Source organism: Petrotoga halophila DSM 16923 (assembly GCF_002924615.1).
The window spans coordinates 1-22,844 of the sequence record NZ_JALY01000045.1; the positions used below are offsets into that span (position 1 = coordinate 1).

Genomic DNA, 22,844 nt, shown 5'->3' on the forward strand with positions numbered 1-22,844 from the left:
GTTTTTGGAATGATCTCTCTTTTTCCCCCATCTTTAGTTACGTAAACTTAACTAAATTTTTTTTTCCCATCGCCTCTTTTTATGTTATGGGAAAGTTTCAATGGAATTTTATAATCTCTTAGACACTGTTGAACGTTTCTTTCCAACCCACCTGGGTATGGCAAAATTTCTACAACACCTTTTACTTCTATTCCCTCTAAATGAAGCCGGCGAGCCATTATCAATCCAATATCTCCTGAACCAACTATTAAGGCGCTATTGGCTGGCTTGAGATTTTGAAGGTTGATGTATTTTTGAGCTACTCCTGCGGTAAAAATACCAGCAACCCTATCACCCGGAACCGCAAGTGAATTAAAATGTCTTTCTCTTGCCCCTGTTGCCATAACTAAAGCCTTTGTTTTTATCTCGTGTATCCCTTTATGATTCACAAAAGTCAATTGTTTATCTTTATTCACATTCAACACAAAGGCACTGTTCAATATTTTTATATTCGTATTGGCTAATTCTTCTTGAAGCGTTTCTTTGAATTCTGGGCCAGTTAAATCTTTTCTATAATAATGTATCCCAAAACCATTGTGAATACATTGATTTAAAACTCCACCGTTTTCTTCTTCCCTTTCTATAAGAATAACGTTTGCACCATTTTTATCTGCAGCCTTAGCAGCGGCCATTCCTCCTCCGCCACCACCTAATACAACAACATCTGTTTCGTATTTCATATCGCTCTCACCTCGGAATTTATTATCCACGAACCTTTTTCATTTTGAAGTACTTCTTCTGGTTTTAACCCTGTTTCTTCGGAGATTATTTTCAATATCTTTGGTATGCAAAAACTTCCTTGACATTCTCCAAAGGAAGCTCTCGTAGCAAATTTAACATCATCTAAAGTTCTTGCACCGTTTTTTATAGCCTCTTTAATCTCTTTTTTTGTTATTTTGTTACAATAACAAATCATTTCTCCAGCATCTGGATCTTCTTGAATGACTCTTTCCCAGTAGTCATAATCCTTTTCCACTAAATGTGGAACTTTTTCTATTTGACCGATGTAATTTTTCCTTTTTTGTAAATTAATATGTAACTTTTCTTGAATAAGATATTCTACAACGTATTTAGCGATCGCAGGTGCAGCGGTTAATCCAGGGGATCTTATACCAGAAACATGTATAACATTCCCTCCACCTACATCGATATGAAAATCTTTTTCCTTTGTTTCAGGTCTTAGACCGGCAAACGTTTTAATTACATTCCTTGAAAAATCTAAAGTTGGAACCAACCTCAAAGATTTTTCTCTGACTTCTAAAAGCCCTTCTTGAGTCGTAGAAAGATCTTGTTTTGATTTCACACCATGAGCAGTAGGCCCAGCTAAATAACCCCCATCCACAGTCGGAACCACCAAACAACCTTTCGTCAACTTAGAGGGAGTTGGAAAAATGACAGCATTTGCATACTTTATGTCCTTTCCTAAAAGATAATACTCACCTTTTACAGGGAAAATATAAGGTACCTCATCTCCAAAAAGTTTTGCTACTTCATCTGCATATAATCCTGCAACATTAATAACTAAATCTGCTATATAACTGCTCCCATCTTCAAAGAACAATTCAAACTTGTTATCTTTCTTTTTTACTTCAACAAGTTTCTTATTTTTTAAAACTTTTCCTCCATTGATCTCTACCGATTTTGTAGCTTGCATAGCTACTTCCCATGGCTCAGTCACACCTGCTATAGGGCAATAAAAGGATTTTAAAGCACTCTTATTTAAATTTGGCTCCATTTCTAATAGTTCTACCTTATCTAAAATCTCATATTCTTTGACCCCGTTTTGAATTGCTCTTTCTTCCAACTCATCGATCGCTTTTAACTCATCTTCGTTTAATGCAACAACATGTGATCCAACTCTTTTCACTTCTACAGAAAGTTCCTGGGATATCTCATCGTACAATTTATTACCCTTATAACACAGTTCTGACCTTAAACTTCCAGGAGTATCGTCATACCCCCCGTGAATTATTCCAGAATTTCCTTTTGTGACACCTGTTCCTATTCCGTTTCTTGCCTCAAATATGAAGACATCTTCTATATATTTGTTAATTTCTCTTGCGATTAAACTTCCTACTATTCCAGAACCTATAACCGCTATCAACTTTTACCAACCTCCTGATATTATAAAAAAAACCATACCCTTTACGAAATAATTTCGCTTTAGGATATGGTTTTCTCTTATTCTCCACCATTTTATTATTAACTTTTATTTCACCACACATTCTAACATACTTAAATTAAGTGAAAGTTAACAGACTTACAATTATTTGATTATTTTTCTTCAATCCAATTTTTTGCCCTTTCAACGGCTCTTTTCCAACCAGCGTACAATCTTTCCCTTTCATCCTCATCCATTTGAGGAGTAAAAAGGGCATCCCGTTTCCATTTTCTTAATAATTCCTCCTGACCATTCCAATATCCTACTGCCAAACCCGCCAAATATGCTGCACCTAACGCTGTCGTCTCATTAACTACGGGCCTTTCAACCTCTACACCAAGAATATCAGATTGAAATTGCAAAAGGAAATTATTTAATGCAGCACCACCATCTACTCGGAGAGTTTTAAGTTTTATACCCGAATCGGCCTCCATAGCTTCAAGAACATCTCTTGTTTGATATGCTATAGATTCCAAAGTAGCTCTAATAATGTGTGCTTTTGATGATCCTCTTGTTAAGCCAACGATTGTACCCCTTGCATACATATCCCAATAAGGCGCTCCAAGCCCTGCAAATGCCGGCACAAAATAAACACCACCATTATCTTTGACTTTAGTTGCATAATATTCAGTATCTGCAGCACTATCAACTATCTTTAACTCATCTCTAAGCCATTGAACAGCAGCACCTGTAACGAAAATAGATCCTTCCAAGGCATAGTTAACCTTCCCATCAATTCCGTAAGCTATTGTAGTTAATAAACCATGTTTAGATTCAATAGGATCTTCCCCAGTGTTCATTAACATGAAACAACCGGTGCCATATGTGTTTTTTACCATACCTTTTTCATAGCAAACCTGACCAAACGTAGCAGCTTGCTGATCTCCTGCTATTCCAGCAATGGGTACTTCTGCGCCGAATACATCTACATCGGTATTACCATATATTTGACTCGAAGGTTTTACCTCTGGTAAAAGAGAAAAAGGTATATTTAACTCTTTAAGAAGATCTTCATCCCATTTAAGATCGAAAATATTGTATATCATTGTTCTGGATGCATTGGTATAATCAGTAACGTGAACTTTTCCATTAGTTAGCTTCCAGATTAACCACGTATCTATAGTTCCAAATCTAAGTTTTCCAGCTTCTGCTTTTTCTCTGACTCCTTCAATATTATCCAAAATCCATTTAATTTTAGTTCCAGAAAAGTAAGCATCTACCATAAGACCTGTCTTATGCTTAATAGCTTCTTCTAAACCTTTTTCTTTCAAATTATCACAAATTTTTGAAGTCCTTCTATCTTGCCAAACGATTGCATTGTGAACAGGTTTCCCCGTTTCTGCATCCCAAATAACGGTTGTCTCCCTTTGATTAGTTATACCAATCGCACTGATCTGACTACGTTTAATATTCCCTCGAGCCATAGCATCTGCTATAACTCCCATTGTAGTTGCCCAAATTTCATTGGGATCATGCTCTACCCATCCGGGTTTAGGATAATACTGCATAAATTCTTGCTGTGCTAAACTAACAACATTCCCATCGTGATCAAAAATTATAGCCCGAGAACTTGTAGTCCCTTGATCGATTGATAAAATATACTTTTCCATTACAGTCCTCCTAAAAACTTTTTTATACTCATTTTAGAAATTCTAAAACACGCATTTTAACTAACTTTTAAAATTTTCAATTTTTGTACATTTACTTCCTCACAGTATAATTTATTCGATATCACATCATTATTGTCTCATAAGAGGTCATACAATTGTCGTTATTCAGAAACTCTTTTCAGCTGTAATTCTTTCATGCGTTTTTTTCCAATAATAGTCTAACCACAGAAAGGCGTACTAAAGAAGTTTATCAAACCAACAGGCATATATATAATACATGCCTGTTGGTTTGGTATATACTCCATAATATTAAAGACTCAATTCCCTCAATATTCAAATTAAACCACTATATAAGGTAGTGTTGGCAACCGTAATCATTGTAACTAGGAATGTATTTAAAAATACTCCCGTATATATATTACCAGTTCTTTTAAAAAGAACTTTAGAATAAATAGTGGCAACAAGCAGAGTTGGAATAAGGGCAAACAGTAAGATGCTGCTGAGTGACTGGGAAGGGAAGAGTGCTGTTCCAGTAATAAAAAGTTTCCCGTACTGTAATATCAGATACAGAACCAGACCTCCAACATTCAATACAGAGGCAGCCACGTAACCCTTCCATCCCTTCATATGTCCAGTATTAGCATTAACCGTAATCCCGGTCACATAAAAATACAGGAAAAAGAAAGGAGCATATTTCAAAGCAGCAACCAAATGACTGCTTCCAAAAGTCTTTACAGCCCATGTCCAGATTCTAAAGTCAACTTTGAATACTGTATCAATGATAAACAGAATTAGATATGCAATTAGCACCGCAACCAGGGCTGCTACTAAACTAGCTAAAATAGATTTCCAGTTAACAACAAAACCATACTGCTTGAGAGAAATACTCTGTGAATTTTTATTTAAATAATGGGTGAACAGGCCAATTATTGCTACTACAGATGTTACTACCATGGCCCAATAGAGAATTTGATTTGTAGCTGGTTCATTAAAATAACTGTTCAATTTAAGGACATTTGAAGAATTAATCAAAATCAATAATAAAATAATAGATACGGCAGATAACAGTGCTGGTCCTGTGATGATTGCCTTAAACCCTTCTTTATCTTTCTTTACAAACCCCATAATTACCTTAACTACAGAAAGGGCAATTACAAGCACTGAGAACACCTTAAGAACTGTCATACCCGTTCCGGCTTTATCCATCAGAGTGGGAAAGAATAATGCCGGGAATAAAGCGGAGATACTAAATATAATCCAATAGATGATCTTATCCTTTTTGGTCCCAGGACCTTTAATTTCTGGATTTATCTCTGTTTTTAATTTTGAGAAGAAAGGTAGATCTGATATAAGTAAGACTAACGGGACAAGAAGCAGGAAGAATCCAATCATGGCCACAAATGAAAATAGTTCTTTTAAAAACCATATTTGATTACCAGATGGCAGATTTGCTGAATTCTGATTAGTTGATGTATACTCCTCAAAAGCAACATTATAAAAATCTATCGCATGACCGGTTGTGGTAATTGAAAAATGATTTCTAGGATGAATCTCGCGAGGTGTATAGATAATTCTTTTTCCCCCATTTTCCAGATTATACCAGGTTTCACTCTGTGGCTCAGCAGGATTTCCTAAGAATTTTCGCCCTTCTTCAGTATTAGTATAATCTTTATAGACTACCGTCTCTCCTGATGCAAAAGCTTCCTGATCAAAGAAGAATTCATCATAATGAGCTGCAACTTTACCAACTATTCTGGGACCATAAGCCTGGAAAGCTACATCACCAGTTACACCTAAATAACTCGACCAACTATAATCCGAACCCATGGTTAAACCAGCATGTATTTTTCTTATCCCAGTAGTTGCATAATCCTGTTCATCCTGCACCATAGCCATTGTGGATGAAAATCCACCCATAGAATGACCACCAACAGCAATAATCCCATTCCCTGCCTCATCTTTTAATACATAATCTTGTTCATACATATACTGTACTGCATCATAGATACTAGTGGGCCAAAAAGAGAAGAAGGCGCTAGAGCTAGAAAATTCTGTATTGTTTATTGAATGACCGTGGTCATACATATCCAGAGCCAGGACAACATATCCCCTTCTGGAAAGCTCTATTGCCACTGCATCCTGCATTTCACTAGAATTTAAATACCCATGTGTAGTAATAATTGTCGGTCTTGGATCCTGACTATTAGCACCCTTTGGAATATAAAGCAGACCAGATAATTCACCCTTCTCAGTATCAAAACTTATTCTGCTTACCTTAGTAGAATAAAATGAAGTATTAAATAAATGGGCAAGAACACTTCCAAGCAAAATTAAAATTATGGACAGCATAAGTAATTTTTGATACTTCTTTTTCTTAGCAACAACATCCTTCATCATCTTATCCTCCTTAAGAGAAAATTTTTTTAAACTTCCCTATCTTCACCGTTGTTTCCCCTGCTTCTGCCCATGACAAGAACAATGCTTTGGGCCTTTTAGAAAAGGTTGTTAAGTATTTTGGCTCTTTTTCTTCTTACTTTATTTTACTCTACCTTTCGTTAATAATTGCTTTTGCCCATTTCTGAAGTGGGCATTAAAATGTACCTTCCCAACTTTTCCTGGCGCCAGAGGATACAAATGCTACGCTTTCAGCTACTAACTTTGTTAAAACATCATACTTTCTGCTTTATTGAAACTTTTCTTTACGCGCAAAGAAAATAATTTCATTATTCCCTATTTTTATTGTACTCTTACCCTACTACAAAACAAAAAACCTCAATAAATACTGTTTTTTATCCTCGAGTGGTTCCCCACTTTTAGATATACTAATATTTACTAAGGTTTTCTCTTCTTCTCCACCTTATCACTTTTATTAACTTTAAGTCTTAAGCCTAATTTCAATGTTTCATTATTTTACAAATTACATGATTTAGAAACTTTTGAATTAATTATATATTAATATTTTTCTATTGTCAATGTCAATTATAACCATTTACAACCAATTACAGTCATTTATCTCTGATTAGAGACATTTATCTACTAAATACTTAGTTTTTCTTTCTTTTTATAATTTATAAAAACTGGCTACAACCATTTGCATTAAATCAATTCTTTTTTTAATTCAATTATTTCTTTTTCTAATTCTTCTTTTATTGTTTCATTCTCTCTTTTTGCCTCTAGATATTCTCTTAATTTTTCATGTCTTCGAGGATTTAAAGGATATCTAGCAGCCGCAATTATTCCTAAAACCAATAAAATTATCGGAACGAAAGAGATTATAAATCTCAACGCAAACAAAAAACTCTCAGGTTGAGATTGTTCTATACCGTCTATTGGGTTAACAAATCCCGCTATTCCTAATGAAAAAGTAACTCCAGCAACAGCCAAGCCAGATGCCACTTTCCTCACAAACGTCATCAAACCACTTAAAGTACCCTCTTCTCTTTTACCGAATTTTAATTCAGCAACATCGGTTACATCCCCAAATATAGTATGAGGCATAACTGCAACCCCTGAAACTCCCGCACCTATTGTTGCCGCCATTAAAATTATGTGGAACATAGTTACATCAGGAGGCAACGTAAAAAGAATGAATCCCGCAACACACCATACTAATGCACCTAAAATATATGAGATATTTTTGGATGTCTTTTTAGCAATAAAGGCATAAAATGGGATAAAAACAATTTCGGTTATGAAAAGAGCACCTAACGCTATGGGAAGTAGGCCTTCATTTCCAATATAATACTTAGTATAATAGGCAAAGATAGTTGAAACTACATCTATCGATAAGTATGCAAAAAGATACATAGCGATAAGAAGTCGAAAGCTCTTGATTTTAAAAGGTTCAAAAAACATATTGAAAAAGTTGAAGGTACTTTTTTCTTTAGAGAACTCTTTTCTTTCCTTGGTGAATAGAAAAACACCTATCCATGGAATTGAAAAGATCAAGCCAAAGGTTATTGCCATCATTATATAACCTGTTCTGATATCAGAAAAAGCATTCACAATTAACATTGGAAGCACTGCACAAACCAGCCCCGCCGCCAATGAAAAGGCAAGCCTATAGGAATTTAAAGATGTTCTTTCATGGTAATCTAAGGTTAGTTCTGCCCCTAAAGCAGTGTAAGGAGTCATCACCATTGTATAAACGGTTGTAAAAGCTATGTATGCAATTAGTGCGTAAATGAATTTCCCCAATTGATTAGGAAAACTTGCCGGATACCAAAGAATGAAAAAAGATATAAAGATCAAAAAGGTTCCTGCCAACAAGTAAGGTCTTCTTCTGCCAAACCTAGTTCTTGTATTATCTGTGATGAATCCCATCAAAGGATCTGTAATGGCATCCCAAATCTTACCAATCAAAAGAATGGGAGCAATATACTGCATCTTCAGACCAATGACATCAGTAAGGAAAATAGCGTAGAAAAAATTTATTATATTGAAAGCACCGCCACCAAAAATATCCCCCGATGCATAAAACAACTTAGTTTTCAAAGGTAGTTTTTCACTTTTCACTTTTCCATCTCCTTTATGGAATTAATAAGAAAAGATTTTTAAACCTTAATTACCCAATTTAAATAAGTTCTTTATCTCCTGGTTAGACAACTCAGTTATCCAGCTTTCTCCTGTTTTTATAATATTTTTAGATAACTCTTTCTTTTTTTCCAACATCTCATTTATTTTTTCTTCAAAAGTTTCTAACGTTATGAATCTGTGAACTATGACGTCTTTTGTTTGACCAATCCTGAAAGTTCTATCGGTTGCCTGACTTTCCACTGCCGGATTCCACCAAAGATCGTAATGTATAACATGATTTGCAGCCGTTAAATTCAATCCCGTACCCCCAGCCTTTAAGGACAAGATCATAATTGGATATCTATGCTTTGTTTGAAAATCGTTTATCATTTCGTCTCTCTTTTTCCTGTTGAGGCCACCATGAAAAAATAAAGGTTCTATCTTAAGGTTATCTGTAAGTATCTTCGATAATATATCTCCCATCTCTTTGTATTGAGTGAAAAGTACCGCTTTTTCGTTGTTACCTATAATATTTTGAAGTAGATCCAATAATTTCTCTGTTTTACCAGAATCATCTGGTAAAGGAGTTCCTTTTTTAGTGTAGTTAACAGGATGATTGCAGATCTGTTTGAGTGAAGTCAACATTTTAAGTATCAATCCTTTTCTTTGTATTCCGTCAATTTCTGTTTTTTCTAACTCCTCTTCTACCTGTTCAACAACCTCTTTGTAAAGCGCAATTTGTGATGGTTTCAAGTATACATATTCGTCGTATGTGAACTTTTCTGGAAGGTCTTTTATAATATTTTTATCAGTTTTAACCCTTCTTATTAAAAATGGATTTATCAGACTTTGTAATCTTTTGTTTGCTGTTGTATCCCCATATTTTTCAATAGGTTTTGCGAAGGCTTCAACAAAACTATTTTTCCTCCCCAAATATCCAGGCATAAGGAAATCATATAAACTCCACAATTCGGTTAATCTGTTTTCTACAGGGGTTCCTGTCATTGCGATCCTCTTTGGCGAGCGGAGAGCTTTTACCGCTTTGGCTTGTTGTGTATCAGAATTTTTTATGTTTTGTGCTTCATCTATAACAACCATCGAAAATTCTTTTTGTGTCAGAAATTCAACGTCGTTTCTCACAACACTGTAAGTCGTTATAATCACATCAGAATTATCCTCAAACTTTCTATCACTTCCATGGTAAATACTGATATTCAAAGTAGGTGCAAATTTTTTACACTCTTTGTACCAATTCCCAACAAGTGTCGTTGGGCAAACCACTAAAACCGGATTTTTTAACGCTTTTTCTTCTTTCATTTTGAGAATTACCGATATAACTTGGACAGTTTTACCCAATCCCATATCATCCGCTATACAGACGTTAAAACCTTTTTCCAGGTTCGTGTACATCCATCTGAATCCTGTTTTCTGATAATGCCTTAACTCTGCATTAAGATTTTTTGGCAATATTACTGGAGAAGCCTTTCTAAGATCTTCTAAAAACTTTTGAAGGTTGTTATCCAATATCACGGGAAGACCGTTCATCTCTTGTGAAAGTATAATTTTTAAAGTTTCAAAGTCTGAGGTTAAGTCTATATTCTTGACTTTTTCCATAATAGACTCAAACTCGTTGGCATCTAAAAACACGTAATTTTCTTTTATCTTAACTATCCCTTTTGATTTTTCTGCTAGCTTTTCAAATTCTTCAAGCGAAATTTCTGAATCTCCTATGAGAACAGTGTAATTGAACCGTATGAGATTGGACAAAGATAAAAAGGATACCTGGCTAGTTTTAGAGTTTGCTTTTAGAACAAGTTTTGGCCTTGAAATCTTTTGGAGCCCTTTCGGAGCTAGTATTTCAACGTTCAAAAGCTTCAATATGGGCATAGCTTTTATCATTATTTCAGACAATTGATGTGCATTGACAATTATTTTAGAACTTTTCTTTTTTAAAAACTCTCCAAAAAATTCTGCGTATTTTGCAATAGTTACTATCTCTTTCAAGACCTCTGACTTTCCATCTTCTTGACTTTCAAAGAAACTTTTTATACCTTGGTAAGTATCAAAAGGTTCATCTTTTCTGTAGATATCGAGTGATAGGTTGAAAAACAATTCTCCCATATCCTCTATACTAATAACCAATTGATACTTGCTTTGCCTCAAAAGTAAAGGTTCAAGATAGTTCTTTATACTTTCGTAGGTTCTTTTTTCTTCAAACTTTTCAGCGTTGTAAACTTTGGATTCAAAGAAAACTTCGGTTATTTTATTCTTCACTTCTGATTTGTAATACTTTTTTATGAGAAATTTAATGTACTGGGATACAAGGTACTCAACGATTTTATCTCTTTTCATATATTGACCTTTTTCGTTTATTACTAAGCCCCATGGAACGATAGAACTCAAATAATTAACGTAATCACTTACATAATCATTAAAGTAAACAGGTGTGTAATCGATAACGAATTCGTCTTCGCTTATCTTTTGTGGGGTGGGGATAAATGCCTTCATATCGATAACCCTGTATACGAAAGAAACCAATCTTTTTAAAAATATTGATGCTTCACTATCCTCATTGGTTTCCACAAGGGGGACCGATCCAAACAAATTGAATAAATCCTCGTAATGTACCGTATAAAGGTCATTTTCTTTTTCGCATTCTAATTCTTTTAGCGGTTCACCTTTTAAAATAATATTAGGAGTAATGGGAGAATAAATGAATTTTATCTCTGTCTCTTTGAAATATGGGGTAAACTCTTCATCTACACTTCCATCTTCTTCGTTTATAGCTTTTGATAACTGATTGTACATCCTCAACAGAAGGCTTTTAAAGTTTTTCCCATCGTAAAAATAAGCCTCGCCAGGTAGTAGGTTTATAACCTTTTCTATTTCATAATTTTCATACGAAGGATCTGGTTGTTCCATCGGTTTCGAAGGTTCTTCTTTATCTGTAAAGATAGAATCAGAAGTTTTTTCTGTCTCTTTAGCAATTTCTATCAAATCTTTCTTTTTCATACCGTGCATTTCGAAGATCAAAAAAGGGTCTTTGTCTATCTCATCTGCTATGATATAGTAAACAGCTGCCAAATGTTTACAAGGATTTGCCCAATCTGGACATGAACAATATGCGTATATATCATTCCAACTTTTTGGGAACAACTTTATTCCCATTTTGTCTGTGATATCTAAAAGTTCTTCAGGAAGGTTTCCGCCAATTAACATAGCAGAAAGGTCTAATCTTTCGTTTAGTACCTTTTTGATTTTTTCTTTTTCTTCTTGCGTAAAAGAAGGTAAAGCTATTTTCTCTCTGTAAGGATATGGCCTCGTACCTTGAACCCTTGATGATATTGCTGAGTCTTTTTGAATTTTAATCTCCAAAACCGCCCCTTTTTTTGCGTAACTTCTACCTCGTGGCAACCTGTTAGTATCTCTGTCAATATTTTCTAAAGCCTCTACCCATTTTTTGCCCCACCAGCTTTTTCCAAAAACGTATTTCCCACCCATATTACTTTTATTACCTTCTTTCGCCATACTTTTTAATAAGGGATTTTGGAGAGCAACCTCCAAAATCCCTTATTTTAGCTTTTGTCAATAATATTTAGGATTAGTCGGAATAAAATTAAACTTTTCAGGTGTATTTTTATGTACTAAGAGCCTGACCGGATTTCCATGAAAATCGCATTCTACAAGATTATGTGAAGAATCATAGATATGACTGTCTACCGTTTGAACCTCGAATCCTTCGTCTTTAATAGCTATTTCTTCTGGCCTAAAACATAACTTGTATTTGCCATCTTCTTTATTTACTTTTAGCTTATTTAATACGTTGCCATCTTTGATTTCAACGTCTATTGTGTTCAATCCTAATCTGGAAGTAAGTTCCATAACTTTTAAGTTCGATGGGTTTTTGTAAACATCAAAGGTTTCTCCAAATTGCAAAATTTTTCCATCATCCAGTATAGCAAGGTATTCACTTACCGACAAAGCATCTTCAGGATCACTGAAAACCACGATCGTTGTTTTACCTAACTCTTGTATAAACCTTTTGAGCAAAGCTCTCATTTCTACGTGGATCTTTCTATCCAACTGACTTAGTGGTTCATCAAGGAGCAGCAACCTACAGTCGTGTAATTTTTCTCTTCCAAAGGCGATCAATTGCTTCATACCTTCGGGCAATTCATTGGGCTTTATTTCTAAATAATTTGGTAAGCCATCTAACTCTTCTGCTGCTTTTATCGCTGTCTCATACACTTCTTTTTTCTTTTTTCCACTAATGTACAAAGGAAAACCCAAATTCAATTTGGTATCTAAATGAGGAAAAATGGCATAGTTTTGAAAGACAAAACCTACTTTTCTTTCTCTTGGAGAATACTCTTCTATCCTTTCGTCTCCAAAGATAATTGCTCCAGACTCGGTTTTATTCAAACCAGCAAGGGTTCTTAATAGTACCGTTTTACCCGAACCAGAAGGACCTAAAATAGCTAAAATTTCTCCACCTGGCAATTCAAAAGAGATATTCTTTAGCCTGAACTTACCATTACCAACTTGGGAATTTAGGTTTTCAACCTTTAAAAAAATGTCACTGGTTACTTCAGCCATTATTTTTCACCTCCTTTGCTAGATAATAGAGCAAAGATTGAGGTTACTTTTTCATTAAAATTATACCATATTTAATTGAAAATTAATCATTATCTAACAAGAAATAAAAATTATTAATGAAATACTTGAAAAAAGTATAAAAAAATATCACCCCTTATCTTAAGAGGAGTGATACCTTCAACAACACAATTACGGTACAAATACTTTGAATGAGTAACGGATCAGCCTATTACAACTATTTTAATAGCTCTTTTAGTTCTTCTATTGTTATTTCTAATAAATTATCTCCTATGTAATCTATCGTTTTTTCATCCGCCTTTCTTATCTTACCTTTTATCTCTTCTGTTAATCGGTTACCAAATCTTTTATTGAGGTTTTTTATGATGAATTCTATAAATCTTCCCCTTTCTTCAATTTTTCCTTCCAATTTAGCTTCTTCTCTGTCCCTTTTTGCTATCTTTTCTAATGTGTCAAACATACTTGGCACCTCCATTTTTTCTAACTCTTTGTACCTTTCTATCTCTTTGTACCCGGTCTTCTTTTTGAACAATTCTATAAAGGCATTCCTGTGTTTTTTAAATTTCTCTTGCTCTCCTTTTGGTAAGTTCGGTATTATTTCTTCCCTTATTATTTTTAGCAACTCTTCTATACTTTTTACCCTTATGTTTGGTTTGTCCGTTAATAAAATTATTCCTAGTGCGTTCTTCATGTTTATTAGTGTTTCTTCTTTTATATTATTTAAACTTATTAGTTCATAATCCGCTTTTATTAAATACTCTTCCATGTTTTTTATCTTTGTTATCTTGTCTTTAACATCCCTTGCGGATGTCCATTTCGCTTCCCCATCGTAAAAGACTATTCCTAATATGACTGGTAGCTTGAATCCTTTGTGTTCTGATTCTTTTTTGTGATTCTTTACATATTGTTCCCATATTCTTACCTTGTATGCTAACATCCTGAATGCCATCAGTTGGTCAACCTTACTTTGATGCTCCAATAATAGGTATATGTATACATCTTCCCCGTTTTCCTTTTCTATCTTGTATAGTATGTCCGATCTTTTTGTAGAGAAGTCATTGTTTATTAGTTCAGTTTGCTCACGTTTTAAGTTTGTCTCTTTTATTTGTTGTATGATTTCTTTTGGTAGAAAGGCTTTTAGAAAGTCATAGAATATGGATCTGTCTTCGAATAATTCTTTGAATATTGAATTTTTTATTGGATTAGACATAAGCTTCTCCTTTTGGTTTATTTTTTTGTTGTATGGCGAAGCGTCTTCTTTGTTAATTTAATTATACCATTTATTTGTTTAATTATACTATCTTATTGTAGAAATTTTGATTTGAAAGAACAGCAGGGCGAAGCCATCCCTCCCGCAGTGGACGCGAACTACTATATAACTCTATTTGAGAAAGTGTCGTTCATAACTTGACTTTTACATAACACTACACTACAATAGAAATAGAAGTATAAATAATGAGTGTGAGATTATCAAATATAGTTTTTTGGAGGAAAATATGGAAAACAACGGTTTTAAAAGTGGTTTTGTTGCCTTGGCTGGGAAACCCAATGTTGGGAAATCAACATTGATAAACGCTTTTATGGGTCAAAAAGTGGTTATTGTTTCTGACAAACCACAAACCACAAGAAATAGAGTAAACTGCATTTTAACTGAAGATGATTATCAAATAGTCTTTGTCGACACCCCAGGTATTCACAAACCAATAAGAAAAATCGGGGAATATATGGTTAATATTGCAATTAACGCATTGAGAGGCGTTGACTTGATACTTTTTATGATAGATGCCAAAGATGGGTTAAGAAATTCAGATTTAAGAGTTGCCGAAATAGTTGACAAATCAAAAATTCCTACCATTCTTCTAGTCAACAAAGTGGATCTAATAAAAGACAAAGAAAAAATTAACTTGATGACAGAAAAAATACAAAGTTTGTGTTCAAACATACTTAAAACTTTTGAAATCTCAGCCTTGACAGGTAAAAATCTTTTTGAATTAAAACAAAGTATTATAGATTTACTGCCTGAAGGGCCACAATACTATCCAGAAGATATGATCACCGATAAACCCTCAAGGTTTATCATTTCTGAATTAATTCGGGAAAAAATCTTTCATTTAACAAAGGAAGAGATTCCCCATTCAAGTGGTGTAGTTATAGAAGAACTTAAAGAAAGAGATAATGGCGTTTTATATGTTAGAGCAGAAATCTATGTTGAAAAGAAAAGCCAAAAACCTATTATAATAGGTAAAAACGGAAGTATGATTAAAATGATCGGTCAATTGGCTAGAAAAGACATTGAAGAACTTTTTGAAAGTAAAGTTTACCTTGATCTTTACGTAAAGGTTCGAGACAAATGGAGAGATGACGAAAATATTTTAAATAATACTATGGAATACAAAATTGAAGATATAAAAGATGGAAAATAATCTTCTGTAGCACCTTAATCAATTCTAAAAGCCTTGTCAGCTTCTATAATCTCCTTTGCAACTTCAACTAATTTTTTGTTGGAATTTCTACTCTTTTTTTGCAAAAATTTCATCGATTCCTCTTCGTTCAATTGTAATCTTTCCATTACGATACCTTTGGCTTTTTCTATTAACTTTCTTGATTCCAAAGTTTCTTTCGTTACTTCTAATTCGTCCTTTAAATTCTTAATATCCTCAAATCTAGAAAGAGCAACTTCAATTTCTGCTTTCAAATCTGATTCATCTATGGGCTTTATTAAATATCCCAACACTCCCAATTTTTTTGCTCTATCAATCAATTCTTCATCATCATAGCCACTTACAATCAATGTGGGGATAAAAACCTTCTCACTTATTCTTCTTAATGCCTCCAAACCATCCATAACAGGTAGATTAATATCAGCTATAATCATATCAGGCTTTTTTTCTACAGCTAATTTGACCAACTCTTTACCGTTTGTAGCTTCGCCAACCACTTTACAACCTAGATTTTCTAAGTTACTCCTTAACCCCATTAAAATTAGAGATTCATCCTCGGCAATTAGTACTTTCAAATCTTTCATATTTCAACCCCCGACTTCTTCAAATTTTTTCCAATTCCTCGTCGAAAATATTCGTACCAATCTGTTTTACTGGGATCTCAATTCGTATTTTCGCACCGTTAGAACTTTCTAGATATATTTCTCCTTTTAGTTGTTTAGTAACTATAGAATATACAATTGATAATCCAAGGCCTTGGTTTTTTTTAATATCAAAATTTTGTGTGAATCCCACTCCATTATCTGAAATCTCCAGTCTTATTGATTCGTTATGAAATTTTGAAATAATAGTTATTTCACCGCTTTCTTTACCAACAAATGCATACTTTAGACTGTTATTAATTAGCTCATTGACTACTAAAGCTAATGCGGAAGCCTTGCTATATGAAACAAAAATATCGTCCAAGTCAAAGTTAAATTTGATTTCTTCTCTAGTGCTACTCATAAATTTGACTATCTTAATTATCATTTCTTTGAGATTGATAATACTCCTGCCTAATTTATCTTTCGACAACAAATCATGTACTGCTGCGATACTTTTTATCTTTGACATTAACTCATCTAGCATCCCTATTATGTCTTTATTTGAATCTTTTTTAATAGACATTTTATACAAAGATATCAAACTAATTATAGACTGTAGATTATTCTTGATTCGATGGTGACTCTCTTGCAACAATACAGAACTTCCAACCAACCTTGTATCATGAATTGCTAACGCAGCTTGATGAGCAATAGTTTCTAAATATTTTATCTCTTCTTCCGAATATATATACACTTCTTTATAATATATATGGATTATACCGCTCAACCTTGACCTTATGTATAAAGGAATACATATAAAACTACAGATATCTTTGTTAATTTTGAAGAATTTTTCGAATCCTCTATCCCTTTTTGAAAAATAATAGACTTTTTCATCACCGATTAAATTCAAAATTTCTGATTCATTAGGTACAAATTCGACATTTTTATTTCTTTTGTAAAAAGCCTTGTCTATTATTGAGCTTGTGTCCTCATCCATCAGAGATATTCCACATGCATCTGCTTTCATGGCCTTTGCAACATTTTTCGCAAGTAAATCCATAAGGTCACCTAGCTCATATTCCGAGGCTAAATATTCTGCAGCTTGGAAGACTGATTCGATTAATTGAGTTTCTTCTGAACTAGCCTTATTGTCATCAGTGTTAATTCCCATAATCTTATTTATCAATTTTTTAGGATTATTTTTTGCCTCTTGGGAGTCTAGAATTTCAGTGATCTCACCTTCATTCAATATTGCGATCTTATCGGCGATTCTCAAGGCATTCTCCCATTGCTTGGTTATGTAGATTACACTTCTGCCTTCTTTTTTGTGTGTTCTTATCATACTATGCAGATTCATCAAAGAACTTAAAGAAATGTTTTCAGCTGGTTCGTATAAAATTACAACATCTGGATTGACCGAGAAAGCCCTAGCAAACGCCAAATTTTTCTTTTCTTCTAATGTGAGATCCCCTACTTTCATATATGGTGATAAGTTCAAATTATACTTTTTTAAAATTGCCTCCACTACTTTTTGAATTTTTCTTTTAAAGTAAAAAATTGGTAGCTTTTTCTTAAAAGAAGTGTCTAAAAACAAATTCTCTAAAACTGAAAGATTCTCTAATAACTTAGGTTTTTGAACAATAATTTCAATCTTATTTTTCTTTAAATCATACAAATTGAAAGGGACAAGTTTCCCCATGTGAAACAATTTTCCTTCTGCAGGTAACTTACCAATTAATCCATTGATAATGGCATTCTTACCTGAACCCTCTTGACCAACAATGACTATAATTTCTCCCTTTTGCAATTCTAAAGAGAAATTTTTTAAAATTTCTATGTCTTGTTCTTTTACATAAAAATTATGAATTTCAAAAATTTTTTCCGACATTTATTATCACCACATAATTTAACAATTTCATATTTTATTATATCAAATTTCATATTTATTAGAAAAACCAAGGATTTTCTTATTATTTGGATCTATTTGCTTCTAATTGACTGTAATTGCCTATAATCAGATTTGACATAAAAATGATAATATGATTAAATTATTAGTAAGTCATCCTTAAGAGTGGGGTGACAATATTCAATAAAAAATTTAATAATAAAAGGTCAAGGATGCCTTAATATCTCTGTATAGAGATATTAAGGCATTTTTTGTTTCGATCTACTCTCTTTATCTGGATATGCATATTTTTCTTTAACTAAACACTAACTCTTTTAAAGTTATTTAAATTATTACTTATATTAGTTTACAGAGAAAGAGTAGAAATCTTGATCAGAGAAATAAAAAAACGTGATGTAAATTCAACCATTAAGAAGTTTTGAGATAATGAAGAATTTTAGAATTTTTTAAAGGAATCAAAGAACTTTATAGTCTCCTAGAAATTCAAATTTTTGAAAATTGAACAATGAGTTTAAAAAAATTATAAGTAGAAACGCCTTTCTCAATTTTTTGAAAATTTAATTTTTGAAATTGAGAAACTATGTGAATCTTAAAGATTTAAAATGTTTAAAATACATTACTTAAAGGAGGGTAAAAATTATTTGAATTAAGTTATCAAATAAATATCTAAGGTAGAGACTTAAAAGTGATTCTAAAATAACATCAATAAAGAATGCAGTCTATTTACTTAATAGTTATATAAGAGGAACAGAAAAATTTTCGCATCAGTCAGGTATAAAGGTTTTGAATTATTTCAAAGGAATTTAATAGAGTAATAAAACTAACCTTAGAAGTAATGGTTACCAGAATCATAGTCTTTGATATTTGATTTACACTTGAATTTAATATTTACGAAGCTAAAGTAGAATCTTAGTTAGTAAGAATTATTTGAAAACACTAAAATCTAGACATATTAGAAATCAAAAATTTTCGAAAAGAGAAGGTGGCTTTTATGAGGGTGAGAGGATGAAATAAAACGTCTTGTTTTTCTGAGAATTAATCAAAAAGAGTTTTAAATACTGGAAAAAGCCCATAAGGGGAAAGGAGGTGTTTTGGAAAAATAGCGTTTTTAAAACTAGTATGTAATGCATGTTATAAAGTTTCTAAAGGTAGTAACTAAAATCTAGAAGGAGGTAGGATTATGAAGAGTATAAGTAAGATAAGTTTTTTCGTCTTTTTTGTTTTAACTATTGCATGTACTATAGCTTTTGCTGAAGGAATTTCTGTGAGCCAGGATTTACCTGAAAACCCGGTTATGAGCACAGGACCCTTAGGCGAACAAGCTGTATCCGCAAAAACACTTTCTCTTACCGCTGCGGAAGTTGATAAAATAAAAGCTGGTAATTATACTGCAGCTATTTCTTTTCATTACTCGGGGAATGACTGGTCGAAAGCCCAGGCTCTCGCTTTGCAGGAAACCTTTGAAAAAATGGGTATAAAAGTAGTTGCTATTACTGATGCCCAATTCAAACCGGAAAAGCAGGTATCAGATATTGAAACTATTATGGCTAAAAATCCAGACATTATCGTCAGTATTCCAACAGACCCAACAGCTACCGCACCTGCTTATAAGAGAGCAGCAGAAGCTGGCATAAAGTTAGTATTTATGGATAACGTTCCTGCTAATATGAAACCTGGAATAGATTATGTCAGTGTCGTTTCTGCTGATAACTATGGTAACGGCGTAGTTTCAGCCGAGATTATGGGAGAAGCCTTGAATGGTAAAGGTAAAATAGGGATAATATTTCACGACGCAGACTACTTTGTAACAAAGCAAAGAGCTCAAGGCTTTGAAGATACAATTAAAAAAGAGTTCCCTGATATAACAATTGCAGCGCGTGGAGGATTTGTAGATCCTAATGACTCTGCTGGTGTAGCATCAGCGATGATCACCAGAAATCCAAATTTGGATGGCATTTGGGTAAACTGGGATGTTCCAGCTGAGAGTGCAATTTCTATCTTAAGATCATCAGGAATTAATGATGTTATAATTACAACTTGTGATTTAGGAGAAAATGTAGCAATAAATATGGCACAAGGTGGCATGGTTAAAGGAATAGGAGCTCAGTTACCTTATTGGCAGGGAGTTGCAGAAGCAATAATTGCTGGGTATTCGTTGCTAGGTAAAGATGTTGCCCCATATTACGCTGTCCCTGCTTTGAAAGTTACTAGAGATAACTTACTTGAAGCTTGGAAAATTGTTTACAATGCGGAACCACCTAACACAATAACACGTTATTTCAAATAAAGTCAAAGATAGTCATAACTTTTTTCAAAAAGATCGATTTAATGAGAGCGTTTCCCTTGTAAACTTCTTAGAAGAACTCCTAAGAGGGATGAAAACGATTGAATTGGTTTTCAAATGAACATAATCTTGAATATAGATTAAATCATGTGAGAGATCTGCTGGATCAAACTACCTAATAACTTTTCTAATAGGTTGAAACTATGATTCTTATCTTAGGCAGAGACAGGGGAAAAGAACTGTAAAGATAGGGGCGTTGAGGGAGAATTACTTAAAGAAGTGAATCGACTTCCTTACCACAAATCTCTTAGCATTTAGAATGAAGATAGCCTTAAGCAAAGCTTCACGGAAATACCCTGTTCTGCCTACCTTATTGCTGAAATCTGAGGCAATGGACTAATCTATCATATCGATTAAATCGAGAATATATTTAAATTCAGAATTTTTTATAATAAGATAGTAAAAATGTTGAATCAAATAAATAATATTTGTAGGAAGTAGATGTTTAATATTTAATGTATTAAAAGATGTTTTAAAATACGTATTTTTGAGTTTCTAAAACGGTACAAATATACAAAAAAGGAGGAATACAGTTATGGCTGAACATGTTCAAATCAATGATGGAAATTTTGTTGTTGACGGAGAAGTAATATCCATGTACAGTGGTTCTGTACACTATTGGCGCATTAAACAGGAAAGATGGAACGAAATATTGGATAAAGTAAAAGAATTAGGTTTCAATGGAATAACAACCTACATTCCTTGGGAAATTCACGAAATTTCAAAGGGTGTCTTTGATTTTGGCGAGATTGAACCAAGCAAAGATATTGACAAGTTTCTTTCGTTATGTGATGAAAAAGGAATAACTGTTTCGGTAAGACCCGGCCCACAGATTAATTCGGAATTAACTTGGTTTGGTTTTCCTGAAAGAATCATAAAGAATCCCAATTATCAAGCAAAAAATTCAAAAGGCGGCAAAGTTATTCTTAATCAGGTCCCCAAACCAATACCTGCATTATCTTATACCAATGAAAACTTTCTTGCAGAAGTAGACATTTGGTACGATGCTATTTGTCCAATTTTAGAAAAGCATCAACCTCCAAAAGGTAATCTTGTTGCTGTGCAAATAGACAATGAAATGGCATACTTTTTCCACATTAATCCTTATACAACAGATTACAGTGAAAGTTCAAAATCTTTTTACAGAAACTTTTTGAAAGAAAAATACGAAAGTATCCACAAACTTAATAATAAATATCATTCAAATTACTTGTGTTTCGAAGAAATTGACCCACCCGTTCGTTTCGAAGGATCTTCAAAAGATGATTTGCCATATTATTTAGATTGGATTGAGTATCGTGAGTACTATCTAATAAGTAGTATAAAAGATCTAGGAAATCGGATGAGAACGAGAGGTATAAATGTCCCTCTTTTTCATAACTACCCCCATCCTTTAGGGCCAGGAGGTGCGGCAGGTGCTCCTTCAACTCCTTTTAACCTCCCCAAATTAGAGGAAGAAATAGATTTTGTCGGTTTTGATATTTATTCCAAAAAAGAATTATATAACCATGTGAAAACTATTACCTCATATGTTGCAGGATGTAGTAGATTTCCTTATATACCTGAGTTGGGAACTGGTGTATGGCCATGGTATATAAAACCAGGAAATATTGAGGATGAAGTTTTTACAACAAAAGCAGCATTAATGCACGGAATAAAGGAATTCAATCGATATATGTTGGTGGATAGAAATAAATGGTTAGGCTCTCCAATTTCACATAAAGGAGAAGTCAACAAAAAACCCTACTCTGCTCACGAAAAGATTACTAGGAATTTGATGAAAATTAGATGGAATAACTTTGATAAGCAAACAGATGTGCTTCTGATGGTCAACCGAGACTACGATAGACTCCAAGCAGCGACGACACTACTTCCAGTAGAAGGAGATTTCCTTGAATCAATCTTCGGATTTTCTGAATATCCAGATTCTAGAATCGTGTCAACCAATACTTTTGGTTTTAAAAAACCAATACAAATAGAAAAAAGTAACTGGTTTGATGCTTTCTACAAAGCCTTGAGTACTGGAGGTTTTTCATTCAACCTCGGTGATACTGCCCAGGCTTTTGAAGAATGGAAGAAATATAAAGTCGTTGTAATAACATCATTTGAATATCTAAGTGAAGATATTAGTAAGAAGTTAATTAAATACATCGAAAGTGGAGGGAATCTGATAATTGGTCCAAGTGTTCCTCAATTAAATGAGAGTTTCAAAGATTCTTCATCTTTAAAGTCATTTGTAGAAAAAGCTTCAAAAGACATTACCCAACATTCAACGAATAAAGCTATTGAAAAATTCTCTATGGAGAAAGGAAACTTATTCGTAATTTCCGAAAGAGAAGCTGTTAAAAATTCAATAGAAAATATATTAAATAATTTAAAGGTCTCAAAAATCAAAATGAATAACGAAAAGCTAGACACTGTTCTGTATAAGCACAAGTCAAAGGATGAATTTATTCTTTTTATCGCAAATCCTACTATTGAAGAGATAATTGCAGAAATTGAATTACCATTTGGTACAAATGTGGTGACAGATCTATGGGAAGAAAAAGAAATCAAAATTGGAAATGGAATATTCAAAGATAAATTATCACCTTATGAAATTAAAATATTAAAGCTATAATAAACGA

The 22,844-nt window shown here is 33.4% G+C and carries 13 protein-coding genes; 3 read left to right on the forward strand and 10 right to left on the reverse strand.

Features of this window, described 5'->3' with window-relative positions:
• Positions 1-47 precede the first annotated feature (47 nt).
• From AA81_RS01980 to AA81_RS02015, 8 genes are all read right to left on the reverse strand, one after another.
• Positions 48-719 carry an FAD-dependent oxidoreductase gene (locus AA81_RS01980; RefSeq protein ID WP_245863368.1) on the reverse strand — a complete coding sequence of 224 codons (672 nt, stop codon included), beginning with the start codon at positions 717-719 and terminating at the stop codon, positions 48-50.
• Positions 716-2,143, reverse strand: coding sequence for an NAD(P)/FAD-dependent oxidoreductase (locus AA81_RS01985; protein WP_103078056.1), 1,428 nt, complete (start codon positions 2,141-2,143; stop codon positions 716-718). The genes AA81_RS01980 and AA81_RS01985 overlap by 4 nt, the downstream gene beginning before the upstream one ends.
• 170 nt (positions 2,144-2,313) lie before the next feature.
• Entirely contained in the window at positions 2,314-3,810 is a 1,497-nt protein-coding gene (gene glpK / locus AA81_RS01990; protein WP_103078057.1) for a glycerol kinase GlpK, read from the reverse strand.
• Positions 3,811-4,143: 333 nt separating this feature from the next.
• Complete coding sequence (locus tag AA81_RS01995) at positions 4,144-6,204, reverse strand: alpha/beta hydrolase family protein (RefSeq protein ID WP_103078058.1); 2,061 nt, start codon at positions 6,202-6,204, stop codon at positions 4,144-4,146.
• A gap of 702 nt (positions 6,205-6,906) precedes the next feature.
• On the reverse strand, positions 6,907-8,325 hold the full coding sequence (locus AA81_RS02000) for an MFS transporter (protein WP_103898021.1): 1,419 nt from the start codon (positions 8,323-8,325) through the stop codon (positions 6,907-6,909).
• Positions 8,326-8,370: 45 nt separating this feature from the next.
• Positions 8,371-11,826, reverse strand: a complete 3,456-nt coding sequence (locus AA81_RS02005; RefSeq protein ID WP_169999581.1) for a DEAD/DEAH box helicase — start codon at positions 11,824-11,826, stop codon at positions 8,371-8,373.
• Positions 11,827-11,910: 84 nt separating this feature from the next.
• On the reverse strand, positions 11,911-12,921 hold the full coding sequence (locus AA81_RS02010; RefSeq protein WP_103898023.1) for an ABC transporter ATP-binding protein: 1,011 nt from the start codon (positions 12,919-12,921) through the stop codon (positions 11,911-11,913).
• A 235-nt stretch (positions 12,922-13,156) separates the two neighbouring features.
• Entirely contained in the window at positions 13,157-14,149 is a 993-nt protein-coding gene (locus AA81_RS02015; RefSeq protein ID WP_103898024.1) for an Rpn family recombination-promoting nuclease/putative transposase, read from the reverse strand.
• Positions 14,150-14,435: 286 nt separating this feature from the next.
• Here AA81_RS02015 and era point away from each other — a divergent pair, with 286 nt between their 5' ends.
• The gene (era, locus tag AA81_RS02020) at positions 14,436-15,362 is read left to right on the forward strand and encodes a GTPase Era (RefSeq protein WP_103898025.1); all 927 of its coding nucleotides are present in this window, start codon (positions 14,436-14,438) and stop codon (positions 15,360-15,362) included.
• A 14-nt stretch (positions 15,363-15,376) separates the two neighbouring features.
• Here the strand turns inward: era and AA81_RS02025 are convergent, their stop codons facing one another.
• Both AA81_RS02025 and AA81_RS02030 read right to left on the reverse strand, forming a co-directional pair.
• On the reverse strand, positions 15,377-15,964 hold the full coding sequence (locus tag AA81_RS02025; RefSeq protein ID WP_103898026.1) for an ANTAR domain-containing response regulator: 588 nt from the start codon (positions 15,962-15,964) through the stop codon (positions 15,377-15,379).
• Positions 15,965-15,983: 19 nt separating this feature from the next.
• The gene (locus AA81_RS02030) at positions 15,984-17,855 is read right to left on the reverse strand and encodes an ATP-binding cassette domain-containing protein (protein ID WP_103898027.1); all 1,872 of its coding nucleotides are present in this window, start codon (positions 17,853-17,855) and stop codon (positions 15,984-15,986) included.
• A gap of 1,198 nt (positions 17,856-19,053) precedes the next feature.
• Here AA81_RS02030 and AA81_RS02035 point away from each other — a divergent pair.
• Positions 19,054-20,160, forward strand: coding sequence for a substrate-binding domain-containing protein (locus AA81_RS02035; protein ID WP_103898028.1), 1,107 nt, complete (start codon positions 19,054-19,056; stop codon positions 20,158-20,160).
• A gap of 592 nt (positions 20,161-20,752) precedes the next feature.
• Positions 20,753-22,837 (forward strand): beta-galactosidase, encoded by a 2,085-nt coding sequence (locus AA81_RS02040; RefSeq protein WP_103898029.1) that lies wholly within the window; start codon positions 20,753-20,755, stop codon positions 22,835-22,837.
• Positions 22,838-22,844 lie beyond the last annotated feature (7 nt).